Genomic DNA, 20,046 nt, shown 5'->3' with positions numbered 1-20,046 from the left:
ATCAAGTTCAGGCAGAACGTGCTTTTTGTTTGATATCTTTTTCGGTTGACATTAGCTCTCCAAAACTCGTCTTGATCTTGATCTACACCTTATGCCTATGCCTCTACTCCTGGCTGGCTAGGACGCAGAATAGCCGAGCCTACAGTCAGCAAAATGGCAGCCATGCCAAACAAAATCAATAGTGGCAGTGTAATATCCGACAGTGTACCACCAGCAGAGATCGTCTCCACCGCCTGAATCGCCCATTTCTGCGGAACAAAGTTGGCGAGCTTTTGCATATAGTCAGGCATGAACGAGATGGGCCAGAAACAACCGCCTATCATACAGGTAGGCATAATGACAAGTGAATTCAGCATATTCGCATTTTTGGGATTACGGATTAATCCTGCCACGGTACTTGCGAGCCCCATGGAGACCAACATGAATGCTGCCAAGATCAGGAAATGAATGCCAAAAGGAATACCGGCATCATAATGAATCAGCCACCTGCTGACTCCCAAAACGATTACAATCTGAATCATACCAATGACAAAGCTACCCAGGAAATTGCCAAGCGCAATCTCATATGCACGAACGGGTGCCGTATATACTCTCGCCATCGTACGTTTCCTGCGATCTTCCATGATCACAGCCACTGCACTGGTCAGCAGCCCCATCATAAACATGATTGTAAATCCAGTCACATTGTTCAGGCCTGGCTTGGGATAGATCTGCAGAGCGGTGACTTCACCAGCAACCCGATGCTTTCCTATCTCCTGTAAAAGCTGTTCAAATCGCTTCTGTATACTCGATAGTTTATCAGTCTCACTTGAGACAGGACCTGCGGCCAACGTAATAGCTGAAGCAGATTGTTGCAATCCACTCGCCAAACCTTCAACAGCTGCTCGCAGTGTGTAGGAAGCTTCGCTTATCCGCAGCTCCACCAGTTGAATTTCAGTTGCCTTGCCTTGTAAGAGATCTTCCGTATATCGCTTTGGAATAATGATGCCAGAACTTCCTTTTTGCTGAGCGATGGCTTCCTTCACTTCTGCTTCGTTAGTCATCGGCTTGAGCAGGTACTCCTCTCTGCCAGCAAGTTCTTGAATCATCCACGCTCCTGCTGCCCCTCCACCCTCATTGACATAGGGGATAACAGTACGTGCACTCTGCTCGTTTCCAAAAAGAGCAACCGCCCCTGTAACCACCAGGCAAGGCAGAAGTAGAAACGTAATGAAGCCCATTTTACGACCTAGTGTACGTCTAATCATCAACCAGGCGATGTGTAGACTATTCATATCGGTATCCTGCCTTTCTATAGATTAATCCCGAGATCAACAGTAATACAGCGCATACCACGCCTAGCATCAGAATGCTATATACAATCTCGCCTACTGGTGCATCCAGCATCATTCTCAGAAAACTCTGGAGCGCCCAGTGGTTAACCGTGAATTCGCTAAGCCGTTGTACAAAATCAATCGGAATGGGTCTAAACCCGCCACTAATGAATGTCATAGCTATGATGATACCTTGGATGGTTGCGCTGGCCGATGCCGTGGTTTTGCATATTAATGCCACGATCACGCCAAGGGTCATGGATGCCAATGTGATTCCTACACAAGTCAGCACAATATACCAGGGATGGGTTCCCCAATCTACACCGTAGAACCAAGACGTCATAAGGATAATCGTCGTTGCCTGCAAGAAAGCGAGCAGACTATTGCCTGCAATTTTGCCAGCGAAAATAACTCCGTTACCAATCGGCGCAGCCTGAAGGCGAATCAACGTTCGGTTATCCCGCTCTCCAAAAAGGCTGGTACTTGTCGTCATACCGGAGTACAACATGAACATGGCCAGCATGGATGCGGCATAGTATTGAGAAGCGCTGTAGGCTGTGCCTGTTTTTCCGGGATTGACGACAGTTATGGACGTGGAACTCTCCGCACCAGACTTCGAAGAAGAGGACATGACAGCAATCACTTCCGGACCAAGCACTCTGGTCATCGCCATCTGTCGGTTCCATTCATCCGTAAATCGCGTGAACAAAGTTTCGCCCAAGATATTGAGCGTATTATCCTTTCCTCGTATCCATTGTAACCTGGCCTCTTTCCCCGTCATCACGTTTTCCTCAAAATCCGAAGGAATCATTACAGCAAAGTCCAGCTTGCCGGTACGCAGCGAATGGACAGCCTCTTCCTCTGTTTTAAAGTTCTGCACCTTGACCATCTCAGCCACTCCCGGGGATGCAACGAATGTATCCAGCGCTTGATTAAGCGTATCTGATCCTCCACCAGATTCAGTACTCAAATGGATAATTCCCACACGTACACTATCTGGAATAACATCATCCGCCGTCCCCATCGTACTGGAAAGAGCCGTGCCCAATATAAAAATCAGTAACAACGGCAGGATGAACAGGTTCAATACCACAGATCGAATCTTAAGAATACGTCTTAACTCAAAGATGCAAATATGCCATATATTCATCTCTTGCTCCCCCTAGTCTCGAAGCGTACGCCCGGTCAGATTGAGGAACAATGTTTCCAAATCCGGTTCTTCAACCTTAAGTGATTGAATGGATATTTCATGTTTGCTGCAAATGAAGAGCAGATCCTGGAGATCCTGCTGTGCCGAAGGCAGCGTAATGGTCAATGTATTCTCTGAAACGTCTACCGATCGCACGCGAGGGTGAAGTTTCAATTCTTCCACGACGCCCGGACCGATACCGGAAGTGGAGAGCACTACTTTTTCCTCCGATGCCACCCGTTCTCTCAGCTCTGCTTCCGTGCCACAGGCAATGATTCGCCCTTGATCCATAATCGCAACCCGGTGACTAATCGCCGCCACTTCCTCCATGTAATGACTTGTATATATAATCGTTGAACCCATCTTGTTGAGTGTGCGTACCGATTCAAGGATATGATTCCGCGATTGTGGATCAATGCCTACTGTTGGTTCATCCATAATAATGAGATCCGGGCGATGTGTAATCGCACATGCGATGTTTAACCTGCGTTTCATACCGCCGGAGAAGGTCGAGGGAGCATCCTTAGCTTTATCCTGTAACCCTACAAATTCAAGGGACTCCTGCACTCTTTCCTTCAGCAATTTCCCACGCAATCCATACAGGCGGGCGAAAAAGGTTACATTCTCGGCAGCCGTCATCGTTTCGTACAAAGCCAGATCCTGCGGAACCAGTCCAATCTTGCGCTTTACCTCAAGTGGCTGCTCCTTAACCGATATACCATCTAATCTGATCTCCCCCTGATCCATGTTCAGGAGCCCGGCTATCATGCTGATGGTGGTACTTTTTCCTGCTCCATTGGGACCGAGTAATCCAAAAATTTCGCCTTTGCCAACACTAAGGTTCAAATGATCCACGGACAACCTGCTGCCGTATCGTTTCACAACATGATGTACTTCAAGTATACCCATCCCTTTTACGCCCCTCTTCCGTTTCGGCCTCTGCCGCTGGATTTCATATTTGTATTGTAACGGATCGCACTCTTTAGCGAAGGTACGAAAAGTCATGAATCGAAGGTGACTTAGGTCATCTCCTGCTTCAAATGCTGCTTATGGTATAATCAAGGGCGCATTACCGAGAGATTTTCTACTCCACTTTTTATATAAAGGATGTCACAACCCTATGCCGATGCGGTTTCTGCAATACGGATTAATTATCATTCCAGCCGTACTGTACATGTTGATGCTGCCCTTGGAAAACGAAGCTGTCTACACCCTATATATCATCATCGCGCTCGGACTCTCCGTGTGGAAAGATTTCAACCGTTCAAGTACACAGCAGTGGCTGTTGCTTTTGGCCGAAATACTCTGGAGCTGTTGGCTGATTGCTTCGTATGGACCCATCCTGCTATTCCTCTCTCTATCCGTGCTCTACGTGTATATATACAGACTCGAGGGAAACCGGAGATGGTTGATGTTTGCCATTCAGCTTGCCACAAGCAATGTCGCTTTGGGATGGTATTATTCTGTGCCACAGGTAACGCAGCCAGGGTTAACCACACTAAATACAATCACCACCACATTATTCTCCGCAGAGGCAACAACGATGGTCCTTGGCAACCTGCTTCTGCTCATCACAGCGGCTCTCTCCTGGCAGGGATCAAGAACAGCTACCAGCCGCGGACAACTGGAACAAGTCTATGACGAGCTCCGCAGTAAACATTACGAGCTTCAAGAAGCACGTGCACAGCTCCTGTTATTTACAAAGCAACTTGAAGGAGTAGCTCAGGCAGAGGAACGCACACGTATCTCCAGACAGCTTCATGATGATATCGGACATCGACTGATTCGCACCAAAATGATGTCGGAAGCCGCTCTGATGACTCTCCCCCGAGATCCGGAAAAAGGAACGGAAATGGTGAGACAGATTCGTGATCAATTGGCCACCAGTATGGATGATATGCGAAGTACACTTCACAAACTGCGACCGGATTCCTATGGTTCCAATACCTATGCACTGGATCGTCTTCTGGAGGAAGTGGGCAGAGATACCGGGGTGAAGACACATTTTGAAGTTCAAGGCGCATCCCATGTGCTGTACCCCAGCATACAAATCGTTTTATACAAAAATGTCAAAGAAGCCGTAACGAATGCACTACGACACGGAAATGCCTCTTCTATCACATTGGAGTTGGTATTCGCGGATCAGGAAATCTGTATGAGCGTAAGTAATGATGGCAAAATTAATCCGCATTCGTCTAAATCAAGTGGCATAGGACAGGAAAGCATGCGTATACGTACACAAATGGTGGGAGGAACCTTGGAGATCCAATCAGCTTATCCGTATACCGTGATTACACGCATTCCAATAACGAACCAGATGGATCTACTCTGAAAAAAGGAAGTGAATGTGCTCATGTCCGAACGGAATGATATGAACAACAAAAAGGATTCAGCCCAGCACCCACTTATTCGGCTGCTTCTCGCCGATGATGACTACTTCATCCGTGAGAGCCTGAAAGTGCTGCTTGGACTCGACTCTGGCATTCGCGTTACAGGTACGGCCTCAAATGGACAGGAAGCGTTGGAATTACTTGAAGCAGGCACACCTGCGGATGTGGTGTTGATGGATATTCGGATGCCGGAATGTGACGGAGTTGAAGGTACTGGGCTGATCAAGGCACGCTTTCCTGAAATTCAGGTGCTCATGCTGACTACGTTTGACGACGATGAGTATATCATTCAGGCATTACAGAATGGAGCAAGCGGTTATTTGCTTAAAAATGTGCCGCCTGAACGGATTATTCAAGGCATCAAGACCGTACATAACGGCGATATGTTAATCCATCCGGATATTGCCCGCAAGCTAACAGGCCTTCTTCGTCCTTCTCCAACTTCCCTGACTCATCACCCAATCGAAGCCTATGGACTGACCCGTATGGAGCTGGCGGTTGCCGAGGCCATATCGGAGGGGTTGTCCAACAAGGAAATTGCCGCCAAACTGTTCCTCAGTGAAGGCACAGTCAAGAACTACGTCACCGATATTCTGGGCAAGCTGAACTTGCGTGATCGGACCCAAATCGCTATCTTCATGTTAAAAAAATAACAAAAAGGTATTTCCCTTGCCTGCGACGGCGCTCGGAAATACCTTTTTCATTGCTTGATGTATGCAACATACTTCATCACGTATGCTAGTTACATCTCCACGGACCCTTTATCACTGGCCACAGGAGCTGGCGGTAATGCCAAGGGAGCTTCGTCCCTGTGTGGTTTTTTCAGACGGGCAAGCAACTTGAGGTTGATGATATGGAACAGCGTCAGTGGACGCAACCGAATCGCCCAGACCTCGTGATTGTCCGGTGCCATAATGACCCCAAGCTGATGATGTTCCCCTTCATAGATTGCTCGCTGCATGAATTTGCTTTCTCCCTGGTGATTTCGTACCTCAAGCTTGCAAAAAGCCGGGTTCATCCGCAGGGCGCGATGCAACTCTTCCGGTGAATGAACCAACTTGCCATTCACCTTGTACAATGTCTCTCCTGCTTCGATCCCCAAATCTGCAGCAGGACTCTCCGGTATAACAGCCAATACCTTCAACCCATGCTGCGGATGGACAAATACCGGGCTGCGGTTTTGCTCTTCAAATGCGCTATACCATACCAGAAATTCATGTCCAATAAATGCAATCAGCGCCGCAACCACCATGAGTGGAGACCACCATGCAGCAAGTAAACTGAACACGAGCAAAGTTGCTCCATACATCATCAATCGCTTGGATGAGATCTGCACCTTTTGTCCCGGAAGCATACTCTGCGTTATCTCACCAAATCCGAGCATGATGGGCAACGCAAACAGCATATAGCTCTGACCGGCATTCATAAATGGATTCCATGCCAGCTCCGCGCCACCTCCTGTGACTGGTACAAGTATCAGTAAGGGAATGGCCCAGAACTGTTGCAGTTGATATCCCCCAACCAGTTTCCCGCGTTTTCCCTCGAAGAGAAGCGGTGATGCCATGGATACTCCCTGCATGCGTACCAACAGGGCTTCACCCATATGTAGAAGGGCCGCCAGGACAAGCAGTGCAGGCATATCCAAGGTACGTAACGTTTCCGTTATACTCCCTATCCAACCTGAAGGTTGCCAGCCTGAAGCCAGATTCAAACCAAATTGCAGCACACCCAGTAACCCGGCCGCGTAGGCAAAACACAGATACCGGATACGAAACAAGGATAGAATTAACGTTGCAGCCCATATGCATATCAGGCTTCCCAGTGTAAGATGTGCACCGAGGAATAGGGATACAATCGAGACGATGGTACCAATGAGTATGCCTCCCAGTACGGCACGAATCGTCTGTGTAATTGAGCTTTGCAAACGAACATGAAACAATTTACGCTCCTGCAGTAATTGACGATGATAGATGAGCGCAATCAGGATCACCGCAATATAATAAAACGGCTGAATAAACAACTGCAACACTGCTTCGCCTAATGTAGTTAACCACGGCCATACCCATTCCATCGTGGTTCTTCACCCCTCTCTTTCAGCCGGTTCAGAAAAAAAGAAGGCTGAAAATCAGCCTTCTTTATGGCTTCGACACAGCGGACGAAATATCCTTTGAGACATTTTCGATCGCGCGTTTCAGCTGTGCATCATATTGAGGATTGGCAATACGTTCAATCAGAGCCGCTTCCAGTGATTCAGCGGTTTTCTCGTCAATCTGGCCTGTGGCCTGAATGCCTTTTTGCTTCTGGAATGCCTTGACCGCTTCTTCCGTCTTCTGGTCGTAGTATCCATCCACACGATCCGGTTTGAAATCGAGTCCTCTCAGCATCGTCTGCGCACTTTTCACATCCGTGCTATTGCTGTCATATTTCAGTGGTAACTTCTCTTTATTAATCGGTGCCACCGAGAAATAATCCGGCTGGTCTACCGCAATATCCGGTTTGATTCCTTTTTCATGAATCCAGTCCCCGTTCGGCGTGAGCCATTTGGCAATGGTAATCTTCAGCAAGCTGCCGTCACCCATTTGCTTGTCATAACTCGTCTGCACGGTTCCTTTACCAAAGGAATTTTCACCAATCAACTTCGCACCTGCTGACTGTTGTAATGCACCGGCCAAAATCTCCGACGCACTGGCACTGCCTTTGTTCATCAGGACTGTGACTGGATAAGCTTTGGCTGATCCATTGGATTTGCTTTGTTCCTTTTTGCCGTTCTTGTCTTCGACTTGCACAATAACCTTGCCTTTAGGAACAAACTGTTCAGCAATATCAATCACGACTTGCAATACACCGCCTGGGTCATTCCGTACGTCGATGACCAGACCTTTCATGTTCTGCTTCTCAAGCTTCGCCAACTCTTCCTTGAAGCGATCGCCTGTATTCAAAGAGAATTGAGTAATGGCAATGACGCCAATTCCGCCATCCTCCATGTGAGCATATACGGTCTCCAGATCAATGTCATCCCGCACAATAACAAACTCAATCAGTTCGGTAGATCCGGCACGTTTGACCTGTACCTTCGCTTCACTACCCTTAGGACCTCTGATTTTGTTGACAGCCTTGTTCAGTTCCAACCCTTGCAGAGATTCGCCGTTGACTGACATAATCATGTCTTTCGCACGAATACCCGCTTTTTCGGCAGGTGATCCTTTGATTGGGGAAACAACAACGACATTTCCATCCTGTGAGGATACCTCTGCGCCAATACCGGTAAATGAACCTTCGATCGACTCTTCAAACTGAGCAGCCGTTTCCTGCCCCATATAGTTGGAGTACGGATCACCAAGGGATTCCATCATGCCGTTGATCGCACCGTCAATCAATTTGGTCTGATCCACGTCTTTATAATAGTTGCTTGAGATCAAATCCATCGCGGTTTCAATCTTCTTCAAATCGTTCTTCTGCTGCGTACTGCCGGTTACACTGGCTAGCAAACCCTCGCCAGCTGTGGTCTGGTTCGCTATTCCCGGGTAAGTCATAAGTACCAGGGTTAGCAAACTACCACCCAGAAGACCCAAAATGACAAGCAGTAGCGCCGATCTTTTTTTCATCATCCGTTTGTCACCGCCTTTCGTTTTAAAGCGTGTCCGATTCCATTGTTGTTTGGACCCATTCCCTGAACATGCCAGCTTAGTATATGTCTAGCTTGTACGGAATATGTTTTTTCCATTCGTTCTATGGAGCAATAATTACAAATAGTTCATCGGATTTACCGCGGTACCGTTATCTCTTACTTCAAAGTGCAAGTGAGGTCCCGTGGAGTTTCCTGTATTACCTGACTCAGCAATGGTATCCCCTTTGCTTACAGTGTCTCCCTTGCTGACTTTAAATCCACCTTCGCGCAAGTGACCATATAACGTCCAAAGACCACCGCCATGGTCCACAATAACCGTATAACCATAACCGCTATACCATTCAGCCATGATCACGATTCCGCCAGAGGCCGCGTGAACTGAAGTTCCCTGAGGAACAGCAAAATCGACACCGGCATGCATTTTACCCACTACACCCGTAATTGGATGGGTACGGGGACCGAATCCAGAAGAAATACGTCCTCCAGATACCGGTTTTGAGAAGATACCATTACCGGATGAATAGGTAACCTCACTGCTGCTATCCGCGCTGACTCTGGTTGGTGCCTTGGCAGCAGCTTTCGCCCGGGCAGCAGCTGCTGCTTTGGCTTTGGCCGCTGCGGCTGCTTGCTGTTCACGCAATTTATTTTTCTCTTGAAGAAGGGCCGAACGTTTGCTGGCAATCTGCATCAATACGTCTTCCTGCTCTTGTGTCAACTCTTCTGACTCTTCGATTTTAGCATCATATGAAGCGAGAAGCACTTGCTTTTCCGCTTCTTTTTCATTCAATTGGGACTTGCGCTGTTTCTTCTGTGCATACAGGCTCTTGGCTTCCGCATATTGCACATCCAATTCTGCCTTTTTGTCCACGACAAGTTGCTTGTCCGCTTTGTGCTCATCCAGCAGATGCTGATCCTGATCCACGATCGTTTTGAGTGAATCCGCACGGGTCAGAAAGTCAGTGAAGCTGGTGGAGGACAACAATACATCCAGATAGGATACAGCACCGTCTGTATACATCAGGCGTACACGTGACTCCAACAATTTCTCCCTTGCAACGATGCGTTCTTCTGCCGCTTGCAGATCTTTCTTCGTTGTACGGAGATCTTCCTCCGTGTTCTCGATTTGCAAGGATACACTAGCCAGTTCATCACTAACGACATTAATCTGTTCCATGACAACCTTCAGATAAGCGTTGGTTTTGTTCTTGTAATGCTGCGCTTCCTTTTTGTTGGAAGCCGCTTTTTTTTGCTCCTGCTTGGCAGAAGCTGCCTTGCTCTCCAGTTGCTGAATCTGTTGGTCAATATCGCTGATGCTGCTCTTGGCATATCCGTCAGAAGGTTGAAGCGTCAAACTGGCCAATAACGTAAAGGCCAGCAGCGAAGCAGTTTTTTTCAAAATGATGATCCCCCATCCTATGATTTCACAAGAAAGCAACCTGCACAGGTGGCGAACAGCATGTTCTTTGCTTTCTTCCATCTTAAAGACTCCGTCTTTCCTACATATCGTCAAACAGCGCCCATTAATGAACCTGCTTTACCATTCTTTTCGACATATTCTGCAATTTGATCGTTTCAAAACAAAATTTAAACGTTAAGTGATTTTCGAATGGACAGTGTACTTCCCAAAATACCTACCAGCACACCGAGCCCGATCAACAGGGTTCCAAACAGCAGCCAGATATCGCTGAGCGGAATCAAGTTAAGCATCTGCATGAAGACATCCTGACCAATCGTGGACATCAACTGGCTGTATCCGACGAACAGTACCGCAACCGTAATCACAGAGCCAATAAATCCAATGAGTGCACCTTCAATAAAGAAAGGCCAACGGATAAAGGTGTTGGTTGCACCAACCAGCTTCATAATACCAATCTCCCGGCGACGGGCCAGAATCGTTACGCGAATCGTATTCGAGATCAGGAACATGGACATGAGACCCAGTCCCCCAACAAAAATAAATCCGATGTTACGAACAAGCTTCGTAAATTTGAACAACACTTCCACCGTTTCCTTGCCGTAATTCACTTTCATGATTGGCTTCTCCGGGTGTTTTTCGTTCAAAGCTTCGATTTTTTGCGCCACAAAAGTGACGGTTTCCGGTTCAATGACCTCAACTTCAATGGTCTCCGGCAGTGGGTTGTTGTCCACATCGAAACCGCTAAGCACGTTATCTGCACTCTCTCCAAGACGATCACGGAACTCCTTGAGTCCTTCTTCCTTGGAAACAAAACGAATCTCACTTACTTCAGGCATCGCGCTGATTTCTTGTTCCAATGTGTTACGCAGGTTCTCGTCCACATTCAGTTCGAGAAATGTGCTGATCTCCACCTGGCTATCCACTTGATTCGCCATGGAGTTCACATTAAGCACCAGTAGCATAAACACACCAAGAATCAATAGCGACACAATGATGGACATGATGGAGGCCACAGACATCCAGCCGTTGCGGAATACGTTTTTGAATCCCTCCCGCAGATGGCGCAAGAGAGTACTAAAATTCATAACCGTATTCCCCTCTCATCTGATCCCGTACAATCTGTCCACGTTCAATGGCGATAACCCGTTTACGCATCGTATTCACGATATCTTTGTTGTGGGTTGCCATAACAATGGTTGTTCCCCGGAAATTAATCTCATCCAGCAGCTGCATAATGCCCCACGACGTCTCCGGATCGAGGTTACCTGTAGGCTCATCCGCGATAATAACCGATGGGTTATTGACGATAGCCCGCGCAATGGCAATACGTTGCTGTTCCCCGCCTGAGAGCTGAGAAGGTTCACGATTCGCTTTGCTGCGTAGTCCCACCAAGTCGAGTACTTCCATGACCCGTTTCTTGATGTGCCGCTTAGGCGCCTCAATGACTTCCATGGCAAATGCCACATTCTCAAAAGCCGTCATTCTCGGCAATAGACGGAAGTCTTGGAACACAACGCCGATGTTGCGGCGCACATAAGGAATCTTTCTTGGCTTCAACTTACCAATATTAAATCCGTTAATGGATATTTGTCCTTTTGTCGGAACTTCTTCTCTGTACATCAATTTCATAAATGTCGATTTGCCTGCGCCGGACGGACCGACGATATAGACAAATTCATTGCGGTCGATCTTCACCGACACCCCTTGTAATGCGTGGGTCCCATTGGCGTAGGTCTTCCACACGTCCTGCATTTCTATCACATCATCACTTCCTGCTCGCATAGTTAGCCATTATCATTTCGACACAATCCCGGCATTTCCTTTAAAAAGACCTGAATTTCATCAGGAAAAAATCCACTTCGTTCCTGTTTCGATGGTGAAGCATGGATTCATATGAAGTTTATTGTAACAAATTTGTTACCTATTGAGTACCCGAAAGTTTTCCTGCATTGGATCATATATATAGAAAGTGTTACAAAATCGGGAACAACAGAAGTATAAAGGAGCGTACGGTTATGAAAAAAATACATTTAACGGTCATTGTTCTATTCTCCATCCTCTTGATCGGCTCCGCGTCATATGGATTGCTGTATATGTATGTGAACCAGCCTGCGCTGCCCAAGAATGTGCATGTTGGCGGCATGCTGGTGGAAGGCAATCGTAAGAACGTATTGCATGAATTGAACGAACAGATTCAAAAGCTGGAGGACTGGCCTGTCACCTTTGAAGTGCTTGAACCCGATCCCCAGATGATGACGTATACCGCAGGTCAGGTGGGGGTGAGCTACAACGTTAAAAGCCTGGAATCCGCCATACAGCAACTGGAGGAAGGTAACCTGTGGGAACGCGCATATGCACGTTATCATTTCCCGAAAGAGTTCTCCCTTCATATGAGTTACAACTTAGAACCACTTAAAGAACATCTAAGCCCTGCTTGGGAAAAAGAAACCTTCGGCACACCCGCGAACGCTGTTCGGCGCATTACCGCAAATGACAAAGTGCAGTATATCCCGGAAAAGGGTGTCCGCCGAATTGATTGGGAAACACTCGCAAGTCTTATTCAGGCGAAGCTTCACAGGGATTTCAGTGTACTGAGCCCGGATGAGAAACCCACCCCATTGCTGATCCAGGTACCACTGTATACGCTGAAGCCGGAAGTAACCCTTGATTCGCTACGTCAGGAAGGCATTGACCGAAAGATCATCCAGTTCTCCACAGGTCTGGGCAATAGTAGTGAAGGCCGGATACATAATGTCAGCGCAGCGGCGGAAGCGATTAACGGCATGATTCTGCCACCGAATGCCACATTCGATTATGAGAAGGTCATCCGAAAAGCGGAGAAGGATTATGGGTTTCGTGAGGCCCCGGTCATTGTCAATGGAAGACTGACCCCCGGGATTGGCGGGGGAATCTGCCAGGTATCAAGTACGGTGTATAACGCAGCGCTATTGACGGGTCTTGATATTATTGAGCGTCGCAACCACTCCCTGCCGGTCAAATATTTGCCGAAAGGACTGGATGCCACCTTTGCCTCCGGAGCCATTAACTTTCGCTTCAAGAACAATACTGGAAAATCCTTACTCATTCATGCAGAAGTGAAGAACCACCAATTGATAGTGAAATTTTTCGGCACATTCCCGGAGAATGTCAGTTATGCACTTGAATCTCGCACCATTGAAACATTAAGTGTTCCGGTGAAATATGTGTCCAGTGCGGTACTGCCTGATGGCGCTCAGCAGGTGCTGCAAGACGGACAGCCTGGTTATATTGTCGAGACGGTACGAACCAAGAGTATAGACGGTAAGGTGGTCGAATCCAAAACGATTACACGGGATACGTACAAAGCCCAGAATCGTCTGATTGCCCGCTCAGGTCATAGCAGCCTGCCCGATCCACAAGAACCTTCTGTGGTTGAAGATGGAATCAGCGATACGAAACGGCCATAATTTTTTTTCAAAGCAACCGACAACTTACAGATCACGGAATGGTACAAACAAGTTCCTGCCGTAATTCATGGATAAGCATAAGCTGATCACACGAAAACAAAAAGACACACTTCACGTCCCTTTTGAGGATAAGCGAGAAGTGTGTCTCTACATTTTCAAGATAAGTTATTCGAGTTTTACCAAGCTAAGATTAGCTTTACTACCGTAACTTACAATTTACTGCATTACGGTTTAGTGACCGCCTGTGTATTCGCCTTGCTCTTCGCCTACGACCATCTTCTCTTTTCCCATGAAGAAAGAAGCAACCAACGCGAGTGCAGCCGGAATCACGGCCCAAGCAAACAACTGCACGATGGAAGAAGATAGAGCATGTGTGATGCTATCCAGCACCTGAGGCGGAATCGCCTGTCTGAGTTCTGGTGAGAGCAACGCATGTGGATCGGTCAGATCCATTCCCTGAGGCATACCACCCGCGGAAGCACCACCTGTCTCCGCAGCTGCTCCTGCGAGAGCATCATTCATTTTACGCGTAAATACCTGGCTCTGCACGATACCAAAGATCGTAATACCCATCGTCATGCCGAGGGACCGCAAAAAGTTAAGCGTGGAGCTTGCTGCTCCGCGTCTTCGCGGTTCAAATGCGTTCATGGCTGCATTGCTGAGTACCGAGAACGAAGCCCCGACACCCAGACCAACCATCACCATGTAAATACGTATCGTCCAGAGGGAAGAACTCTCATCCAACGTAGTCAGCAATCCAAGTCCAATGACAAGTAAGGCCAACGTAGGAATCATGATATTGCGATATTTGATTTTGGTCATGAGCACCCCGCCCAGGGATGCCGTCACAACGGACCCTAGCATCATCGGTAAAAGTACGAGACCGGAGTTGGTCGCTTTGCCACCGAGTACTCCCTGTATGAAGATCGGAATGTACACGGATGCTGTAATGAACGCCGCACCACTGAACATCCCAATAACATTACTGGACCAGTAGACCCGGTTGCGGAACATGCCGAAAGAGATGATCGGTTCCTTCGCTTTTGTTTCTGCAAACAGGAACAGCAGCGCTAGTGCTACAAATCCGGCAAACAGGCCAAGAATCTGCCATGAACCCCAGGCAAACGTCTTGCCGCCCAATTCCAGACCAAAGATCAGGCACACGACAGCGCCAATCAGTGTTACAGCACCCAGCCAGTCGATCTGTTGGGATTGATGCTGATGAGACTCCTTGTAGAAGAAGGCAATAAACACAAATGCAATCAAGCCGAGCGGCAGGTTGATATAGAATACCCATTCCCATGTCGCATACTGAGTAATGTAAGCACCCAGCAGTGGTCCAAAGACGCTGGACAGACCGAAGACCGCTCCAAACAATCCACCCAATTTACCACGAGATTCTGGTGCTACGACATCAAACATGATCGTAAAGGCAATCGGTACCAAAGCACCTGCACCAATACCTTGAATTGCTCTGTACATCGTCAATTCCACAATAGACGTTGCCGTTCCGCACAGTGCTGAGCCAAGCATAAATACAATAATACCAAAGACAAAAAACTTCTTCCGTCCATACATATCGGATAACTTACCGAAGATTGGCATCCCCGCCATCTCAGCCACCATGTACGCGGAGGTAACCCAGACGAACTTGTCGAGCCCACCCAGCTTCCCGACAATATCCCCCATAGCTGTTGCCACGATGGTATTATCCATCGAAGCCATTAGTATGCTGAGCAGTAACCCTGCCAGCACCAATCCAATACTGTTTTTACGTGCAACCATTGTACTCAATCTCTCCATTCACGCTCTATTCATATGACTGCATTAGTATATCCGAAAAGAAGTTTTCGTTAATCAGTCCAAGGACCGATTGCTTTGCAGTAAAACTTCCGATTGCGGATGAATTTGCAGAGATGAACAGTATTCCACTTTACCGATCCGGCAGCCAGGACCGATTTTTATTTTATCGCCACGCACAATCTCGGCCTCGGTATTTTCTAATTCAATATCGTCACCTTCGATAATCTGTGCCTTGAGAATTGACTTATTCCCCGTGAACAAGTCATTCAACCGGCCACTCTTCACCGAGATGATGGAACCGCCCATTTCCTTGACCTCGGATGGACCCATGATCTTGAGTGTCATGTGTTCAGCGCTGAGCATCCCCGCTATCGTCAACCGTCCGTTCAGCTTGATATTTTCTGCCTGACAATCCCCTGACAAATGAAGCTCACCAACCACTTTGATATGCTCAGCTTTGGCATGCAGGCCAGATGCCTGAATTCCATCCTCACCATCGTTGCTGACAGCTCGATCTGTTAAAGTAAGGGTTCCCGTAATTTTAATCTCTGTGGCTTCAAGCGATCCGTATATGACCGATGTACCCGTACATTTGAAACGATCACAAGATAGATTGTCGTTAAAGGACGCATCCCCTATGACCTTAACCTTGCCATACACGCCCCCAGCAGAACTGCCATCACCAACGATGCTGATATCCATTTTGTTGTCCAATGAACGCCCAGGATTGTTATTCATGTCGATCTCATCCCTTTCTCTCCATATCCAAAATTTAAATTCGCTGACTGCTGCCCACCTTGGCATCCTGATCTACCTCAAGTTCACCTGAATATTCGACCAGCCGGATGTTACAGCCGCGACCGATGAAAATGTTACTCCCCCGAACAATATCAGCTTCGGTATCTTCCAGCACAATCTCATCGCCCTCAATCAAGGATGTCTTAAATGATGGAGTTCCGCCCAGACCAATACTTTTCCAGAACCCGTTTTGTTGTTCCTTGCGACGAATATCAATACGCTCTCCGCCAATCTCTTTAGCCGAAGAAGAGGTGTGAAGCCTGATCTCCACTGTTCCCGCATTCAGGAAGCCGCTGATCTTGATATTTCCCTGTACGTTCAGGGACTCACATTGCACATCACCTTCAATATCAATCACACCGCCAATATCAATTCGTTCCGCATCCACTCGTCCCCGTACGGTGCATTTCCCGTTCACTTCAAGCTCAGGGCTATGAAGATCTCCGTTAATTGTTGTCATGCCATCCACACGAACACGCGAACTGGTTAAAGGGCCGTTCAACGTACACATGCCGTTAATCGTCGCACTCTCGGAGCTTAAAGCGCCGTGCATCTTCAATGTTCCATTCACTTCCATAGAGGTACAGTCCAGATTACCATTCACCTTAGCCATGCCATCAATCGATACACGGTGAAACTCCCCACCTGCCGTTTGACTCATACCCGATACATTCAGATCATTCCGCTTATTCCGTTCTTCCATGCAATCCCTCTCCTTATCCCAATTTGAGTTTTAATTCTTCCATAAATGTTCCCATCGGCTGCCTAACAACCACCTTCACACCATTGTCAAAATAAAACTCCGTTCCTGCTGTTACCAGCATGAATGAAGGAACACCCATCTTACGAATAAGCACCAGTTCGCTAGGTTTGCCTGTAAAACGATAATAATGTTCGGACATCACATCGATTAGCAACACACCCTCTTGCCGAGTAATATCTCCGCTCATTAACAGCTTATCAAGGACGTAGAGCATCATGATCTGCTCCAAAGCATATAGCGATTGTTCCCGACCTGCTTCTTTCAACAAATCCAGCGAGATTTGCGAAACAATGTTTCGCTCTAACAACTGTTGTGCGGACATCTCCACTTCACCCAACGTAGGTGAGAACACGTCCGCCAGCTCATCCAGCGATAATCCGTCTTTCATATTGAGAATCTTGTCAATGCGCAGTAAAATCTGTTGTTTGGGAAAAAAGGTCTCTTGTCCGGTGTAGGACGACTTCCGAATAAACCATTCTTCCGGAATGAGATTTTTCCGCTTCCAGCGGTATAACTGGCCGTAGGAGATTCCTGTCAGGTCCAGCAGTTCTTTTTTGGAGATCAAATCATCCGTCATATATGGTCCCCCTTTATCGTGAAATCAGTGTAACATAACATTGTTACGTTGTAAATAACGTCGTAACAATGTTGATCTTCCCTCCACGCCACTCATCTGGCTTAGCCTGTTGAAACCTTACAATTTAGAGATACTTCTGCATAATTTTTTAATGTGCATCTTTGTTATTGCATTGCACCAGCAATGCGTATAACCTGTTAAATATGGATACTTAAAAGCTAATAGGGAGCAATCCCGGCTCATCCTCTCAAGTCAAAAACACGTGGTTAACGAACTTATGAAAGGGGTTTCTTATACTCATGGCACTTATTAAATGTGATTTTTACTCCGATACACTTGGGCTGAGTACCAGTATGCATGTCATTCTGCCGCAACAAACCCACAATCAGATCGGTATGGAGAACGTGACTGGCAAAGGACTTCATCCAACCCTGTACCTGTTACACGGTCTATCGGATGATGATTCCATCTGGCTGCGCCGCACATCGATTGAACGTTATGTAGCCAACCTAGGAATCGCCGTTGTTATGCCGCAAGTACATCGCAGTTTCTATACAGATATGGTCGAAGGCGGAAAATACTGGACGTTTATCAGCGAAGAACTGCCTAAACTTGCTCGTTCTTTCTTCCCTCTGTCACCAAAGCGTGAGGATAACTTCGTTGCTGGATTATCCATGGGTGGTTATGGAGCGTTCAAGCTGGCCCTTCGTAAACCAGAGCAGTATGCGGCTGCTGCCAGTTTGTCTGGAGCTCTCGATATGTCTGCACATATGGATAGAAACGCATCCTCGGCCTTACAACAAACGGAGTTACAGCGGATTTTCGGACCCGATGTGACAGGTACAGAGAACGATCTAATCCATCTGTTAAAAGAAAATCAATCTGGCGAAAGCCCACGACCTTTGCTCTACCAATGTTGCGGAACGGAAGATTTCCTGTATGAGGATAATCAAACTTTCCGTCAAGCCTGCGAACAAACAAACTTCGAATTGACGTACGAGGAAGGGCCTGGTGAACATGAATGGGGCTACTGGGATGCCAAGATCCAGGATGTATTGAAATGGTTGCCTTTGCCCAAGCGAGATTAGTAGAGCATTAATAACCGCTGCAGACAATGAAGACTGGCATTCAGATGGCAACAACCTTCTGTTGCTATGGAGCTGGAATGATCCACATCAAATCGCTGTAAAACACAAAAAAGCAGGCCGTTGAGAACAAAGTTCTCTGGCCTGCTTCTTTATTGTCCTGTCGTATCTGTACAAATCCCTATAATGACCGTGGTATTAACCGCGGTTCGTAATCCATTGCTCGGTAATTTCCAATACCTTCTCACTGCGTGCGATGGCTTCGGCAACTTGACCCGAAGCTGTTCCTCCGTAAACGTTACGAGCGTTCACTACCGCTTCCGGTTGAAGTACATCATAGATCCGGTCATCGAACAGTGGTGAGAACTGCTTGAATTCATCGATCGTCAGATCCAGCAAATACTTGCTGTTCTGGATGCAGTAAAGCACCGTTTTGCCAATCACTTCATGCGCCTGACGGAAAGGCAAGCCTTCCCCTACGAGGAAATCGGCAATATCCGTAGCGTTCGAGAAATCCTGGTTGACCGCTTGACGCATCCGATCCTTGTTCACAGTCATTGTTGCGATCATTGGAGCAAACAGTTGAAGTGCACCTTCCAGCGTTGCTACAGTATCGAACATGCCTTCTTTGTCTTCCTGCATATCTTTGTTGTATGCCAGTGGAAGAGATTTCAGTACAGTCAGCAAACCAATCAGGTTGCCATACACACGTCCTGTTTTACCACGAACGAGTTCAGGAACGTCCGGGTTTTTCTTCTGAGGCATAATGCTGCTGCCTGTGCAGAACGCATCGTCCAATTCAACAAATCCAAACTCTGTACTGCTCCACAATACCAGCTCTTCACTCAGACGGGACAAGTGAGTCATAATCAGCGAAGCTGCCGCCAGGAACTCAACGATAAAGTCACGGTCGCTTACTGCGTCCAGACTGTTCTCGTACACGCCATCGAAGCCCAGTTGTTCCGCCACAAAATGACGGTCAATCGGGAATGTTGTGCCCGCGAGCGCACCTGCACCCAGTGGCAGGATGTTAATTCGTTTGTAGCTGTCCATTAAACGCTCCGCATCACGTTGGAACATGGATACATACGCCATCAGGTGATGGGCGAACAAGATTGGCTGTGCCCGCTGAAGATGCGTATAACCCGGTACGATGGTATCGAGGTTATCTTTTGCTTGTCCAATCAATGCTTCCTGCAAGGAATGCAGCATGCCTACAAAACCAACCACGCGCTCACGCAGATACAAGTGCATATCCGTTGCAACCTGGTCGTTCCGGCTACGGCCTGTATGTAATTTACCGCCTACAGGGCCAATCGTATCGATCAAGTTTTTCTCAATATTCATGTGGATATCTTCGTCCGATACGGAGAATTCCACTTCGCCCGCACGGATTTTGTGCAGAACAGTGATCAGACCTTCTTTGATCGTTTCCACATCTTCCGCAGGCAGAATACCGCATTTGCCCAGCATCGTTACATGGGCCAGACTACCCTGAATGTCTTCCTCAGCCAAAGCTTTGTCAAAATTGATTGATGCCGTATATTCCTCAACCAAATGATTGGTTTGTTTCGTAAAACGTCCTCCCCACAGCTTGCTCACAGTGAGTACTCCCCTTTCGCTCATGGACAAAGCCG

Annotated in this window: 17 protein-coding genes; 4 read left to right on the top strand and 13 right to left on the bottom strand. The window is 47.4% G+C overall.

Annotated elements, in window-relative coordinates; all coding sequences use genetic code 11:
• Window positions 1-95: 95 nt before the first annotated feature.
• Genes ACX9NY_RS27010 through ACX9NY_RS27000 form a run of 3 tightly spaced genes read right to left on the bottom strand, consistent with a single transcriptional unit; the run spans window position 96 to window position 3,411 of the window.
• Window positions 96-1,274: an ABC transporter permease gene (locus ACX9NY_RS27010; RefSeq protein ID WP_472476145.1), complete on the bottom strand. Its 1,179-nt coding sequence runs from the start codon at window positions 1,272-1,274 to the stop codon at window positions 96-98.
• Window positions 1,267-2,463: an ABC transporter permease gene (locus tag ACX9NY_RS27005; protein ID WP_472476143.1), complete on the bottom strand. Its 1,197-nt coding sequence runs from the start codon at window positions 2,461-2,463 to the stop codon at window positions 1,267-1,269. The genes ACX9NY_RS27010 and ACX9NY_RS27005 overlap by 8 nt, the downstream gene beginning before the upstream one ends.
• A 12-nt stretch (window positions 2,464-2,475) precedes the next feature.
• Window positions 2,476-3,411, bottom strand: a complete 936-nt coding sequence (locus ACX9NY_RS27000) for an ABC transporter ATP-binding protein (RefSeq protein ID WP_342571157.1) — start codon at window positions 3,409-3,411, stop codon at window positions 2,476-2,478.
• A 211-nt stretch (window positions 3,412-3,622) separates the two neighbouring features.
• Here ACX9NY_RS27000 and ACX9NY_RS26995 point away from each other — a divergent pair, with 211 nt between their 5' ends.
• Both ACX9NY_RS26995 and ACX9NY_RS26990 read left to right on the top strand, forming a co-directional pair.
• Window positions 3,623-4,834, top strand: coding sequence for a sensor histidine kinase (locus ACX9NY_RS26995; RefSeq protein WP_472476141.1), 1,212 nt, complete (start codon window positions 3,623-3,625; stop codon window positions 4,832-4,834).
• A gap of 21 nt (window positions 4,835-4,855) precedes the next feature.
• Window positions 4,856-5,545, top strand: a complete 690-nt coding sequence (locus ACX9NY_RS26990; protein WP_472476139.1) for a response regulator transcription factor — start codon at window positions 4,856-4,858, stop codon at window positions 5,543-5,545.
• Between the two features lie 89 nt (window positions 5,546-5,634).
• Here the strand turns inward: ACX9NY_RS26990 and ACX9NY_RS26985 are convergent, their stop codons facing one another.
• The 5 genes from ACX9NY_RS26985 to ftsE form a co-directional block, all read right to left on the bottom strand.
• Complete coding sequence (locus tag ACX9NY_RS26985) at window positions 5,635-6,963, bottom strand: PDZ domain-containing protein (RefSeq protein ID WP_339257616.1); 1,329 nt, start codon at window positions 6,961-6,963, stop codon at window positions 5,635-5,637.
• Between the two features lie 64 nt (window positions 6,964-7,027).
• Window positions 7,028-8,500, bottom strand: coding sequence for a S41 family peptidase (locus tag ACX9NY_RS26980; protein WP_339238080.1), 1,473 nt, complete (start codon window positions 8,498-8,500; stop codon window positions 7,028-7,030).
• 135 nt (window positions 8,501-8,635) lie between these two features.
• A complete protein-coding gene (locus tag ACX9NY_RS26975) occupies window positions 8,636-9,916 on the bottom strand; it encodes a murein hydrolase activator EnvC family protein (RefSeq protein WP_339238082.1) in 1,281 nt (426 codons plus the stop codon).
• A gap of 188 nt (window positions 9,917-10,104) precedes the next feature.
• Entirely contained in the window at window positions 10,105-11,022 is a 918-nt protein-coding gene (gene ftsX, locus ACX9NY_RS26970; RefSeq protein WP_339238084.1) for a permease-like cell division protein FtsX, read from the bottom strand.
• Entirely contained in the window at window positions 11,012-11,698 is a 687-nt protein-coding gene (gene ftsE, locus ACX9NY_RS26965; protein ID WP_024631580.1) for a cell division ATP-binding protein FtsE, read from the bottom strand. Before ftsE ends, ftsX begins: the two co-directional genes overlap by 11 nt.
• A 254-nt stretch (window positions 11,699-11,952) precedes the next feature.
• Between ftsE and ACX9NY_RS26960 the strand changes: the two genes are divergently transcribed.
• Complete coding sequence (locus ACX9NY_RS26960) at window positions 11,953-13,383, top strand: VanW family protein (protein WP_472476136.1); 1,431 nt, start codon at window positions 11,953-11,955, stop codon at window positions 13,381-13,383.
• A gap of 231 nt (window positions 13,384-13,614) precedes the next feature.
• Here the strand turns inward: ACX9NY_RS26960 and ACX9NY_RS26955 are convergent, their stop codons facing one another.
• The 4 genes from ACX9NY_RS26955 to ACX9NY_RS26940 all read right to left on the bottom strand — a co-directional run bounded on the left by ACX9NY_RS26955 (window position 13,615) and on the right by ACX9NY_RS26940 (window position 17,324).
• Complete coding sequence (locus ACX9NY_RS26955) at window positions 13,615-15,168, bottom strand: MFS transporter (protein ID WP_339238090.1); 1,554 nt, start codon at window positions 15,166-15,168, stop codon at window positions 13,615-13,617.
• 72 nt (window positions 15,169-15,240) lie between these two features.
• Entirely contained in the window at window positions 15,241-15,924 is a 684-nt protein-coding gene (locus ACX9NY_RS26950) for a hypothetical protein (RefSeq protein WP_472476134.1), read from the bottom strand.
• A gap of 34 nt (window positions 15,925-15,958) precedes the next feature.
• Window positions 15,959-16,687 carry a polymer-forming cytoskeletal protein gene (locus ACX9NY_RS26945; protein ID WP_339257622.1) on the bottom strand — a complete coding sequence of 243 codons (729 nt, stop codon included), beginning with the start codon at window positions 16,685-16,687 and terminating at the stop codon, window positions 15,959-15,961.
• 13 nt (window positions 16,688-16,700) lie between these two features.
• Complete coding sequence (locus tag ACX9NY_RS26940; protein ID WP_339257623.1) at window positions 16,701-17,324, bottom strand: YhbD family protein; 624 nt, start codon at window positions 17,322-17,324, stop codon at window positions 16,701-16,703.
• Window positions 17,325-17,623: 299 nt separating this feature from the next.
• Between ACX9NY_RS26940 and ACX9NY_RS26935 the strand changes: the two genes are divergently transcribed.
• Entirely contained in the window at window positions 17,624-18,412 is a 789-nt protein-coding gene (locus ACX9NY_RS26935) for an alpha/beta hydrolase (protein WP_339238098.1), read from the top strand.
• Between the two features lie 195 nt (window positions 18,413-18,607).
• Here ACX9NY_RS26935 and argH read toward each other — a convergent pair whose 3' ends face one another.
• Window positions 18,608-20,011, bottom strand: coding sequence for an argininosuccinate lyase (gene argH / locus ACX9NY_RS26930; RefSeq protein ID WP_339261529.1), 1,404 nt, complete (start codon window positions 20,009-20,011; stop codon window positions 18,608-18,610).
• Between the last annotated feature and the right edge of the window lie 35 nt (window positions 20,012-20,046).

The organism is Paenibacillus sp. CB74 (assembly GCF_055687625.1).
This window is presented reverse-complemented; position numbering and strand designations above follow the sequence as displayed.

Coding starts and splice junctions, on each gene's coding strand:
- ACX9NY_RS27010 (WP_472476145.1), bottom strand. CDS start 1,274: ATGAATAGTCTACACATCGCCTGGTTGATGATTAGACGTACACTAGGT.
- ACX9NY_RS27005 (WP_472476143.1), bottom strand. CDS start 2,463: ATGAATATATGGCATATTTGCATCTTTGAGTTAAGACGTATTCTTAAG.
- ACX9NY_RS27000 (WP_342571157.1), bottom strand. CDS start 3,411: ATGGGTATACTTGAAGTACATCATGTTGTGAAACGATACGGCAGCAGG.
- ACX9NY_RS26995 (WP_472476141.1), top strand. CDS start 3,623: ATGCCGATGCGGTTTCTGCAATACGGATTAATTATCATTCCAGCCGTA.
- ACX9NY_RS26990 (WP_472476139.1), top strand. CDS start 4,856: ATGTCCGAACGGAATGATATGAACAACAAAAAGGATTCAGCCCAGCAC.
- ACX9NY_RS26985 (WP_339257616.1), bottom strand. CDS start 6,963: ATGGAATGGGTATGGCCGTGGTTAACTACATTAGGCGAAGCAGTGTTG.
- ACX9NY_RS26980 (WP_339238080.1), bottom strand. CDS start 8,500: ATGATGAAAAAAAGATCGGCGCTACTGCTTGTCATTTTGGGTCTTCTG.
- ftsX (WP_339238084.1), bottom strand. CDS start 11,022: ATGAATTTTAGTACTCTCTTGCGCCATCTGCGGGAGGGATTCAAAAAC.
- ACX9NY_RS26960 (WP_472476136.1), top strand. CDS start 11,953: ATGAAAAAAATACATTTAACGGTCATTGTTCTATTCTCCATCCTCTTG.
- ACX9NY_RS26955 (WP_339238090.1), bottom strand. CDS start 15,168: ATGGTTGCACGTAAAAACAGTATTGGATTGGTGCTGGCAGGGTTACTG.
- ACX9NY_RS26950 (WP_472476134.1), bottom strand. CDS start 15,924: ATGAATAACAATCCTGGGCGTTCATTGGACAACAAAATGGATATCAGC.
- ACX9NY_RS26945 (WP_339257622.1), bottom strand. CDS start 16,687: ATGGAAGAACGGAATAAGCGGAATGATCTGAATGTATCGGGTATGAGT.
- ACX9NY_RS26940 (WP_339257623.1), bottom strand. CDS start 17,324: ATGACGGATGATTTGATCTCCAAAAAAGAACTGCTGGACCTGACAGGA.
- ACX9NY_RS26935 (WP_339238098.1), top strand. CDS start 17,624: ATGGCACTTATTAAATGTGATTTTTACTCCGATACACTTGGGCTGAGT.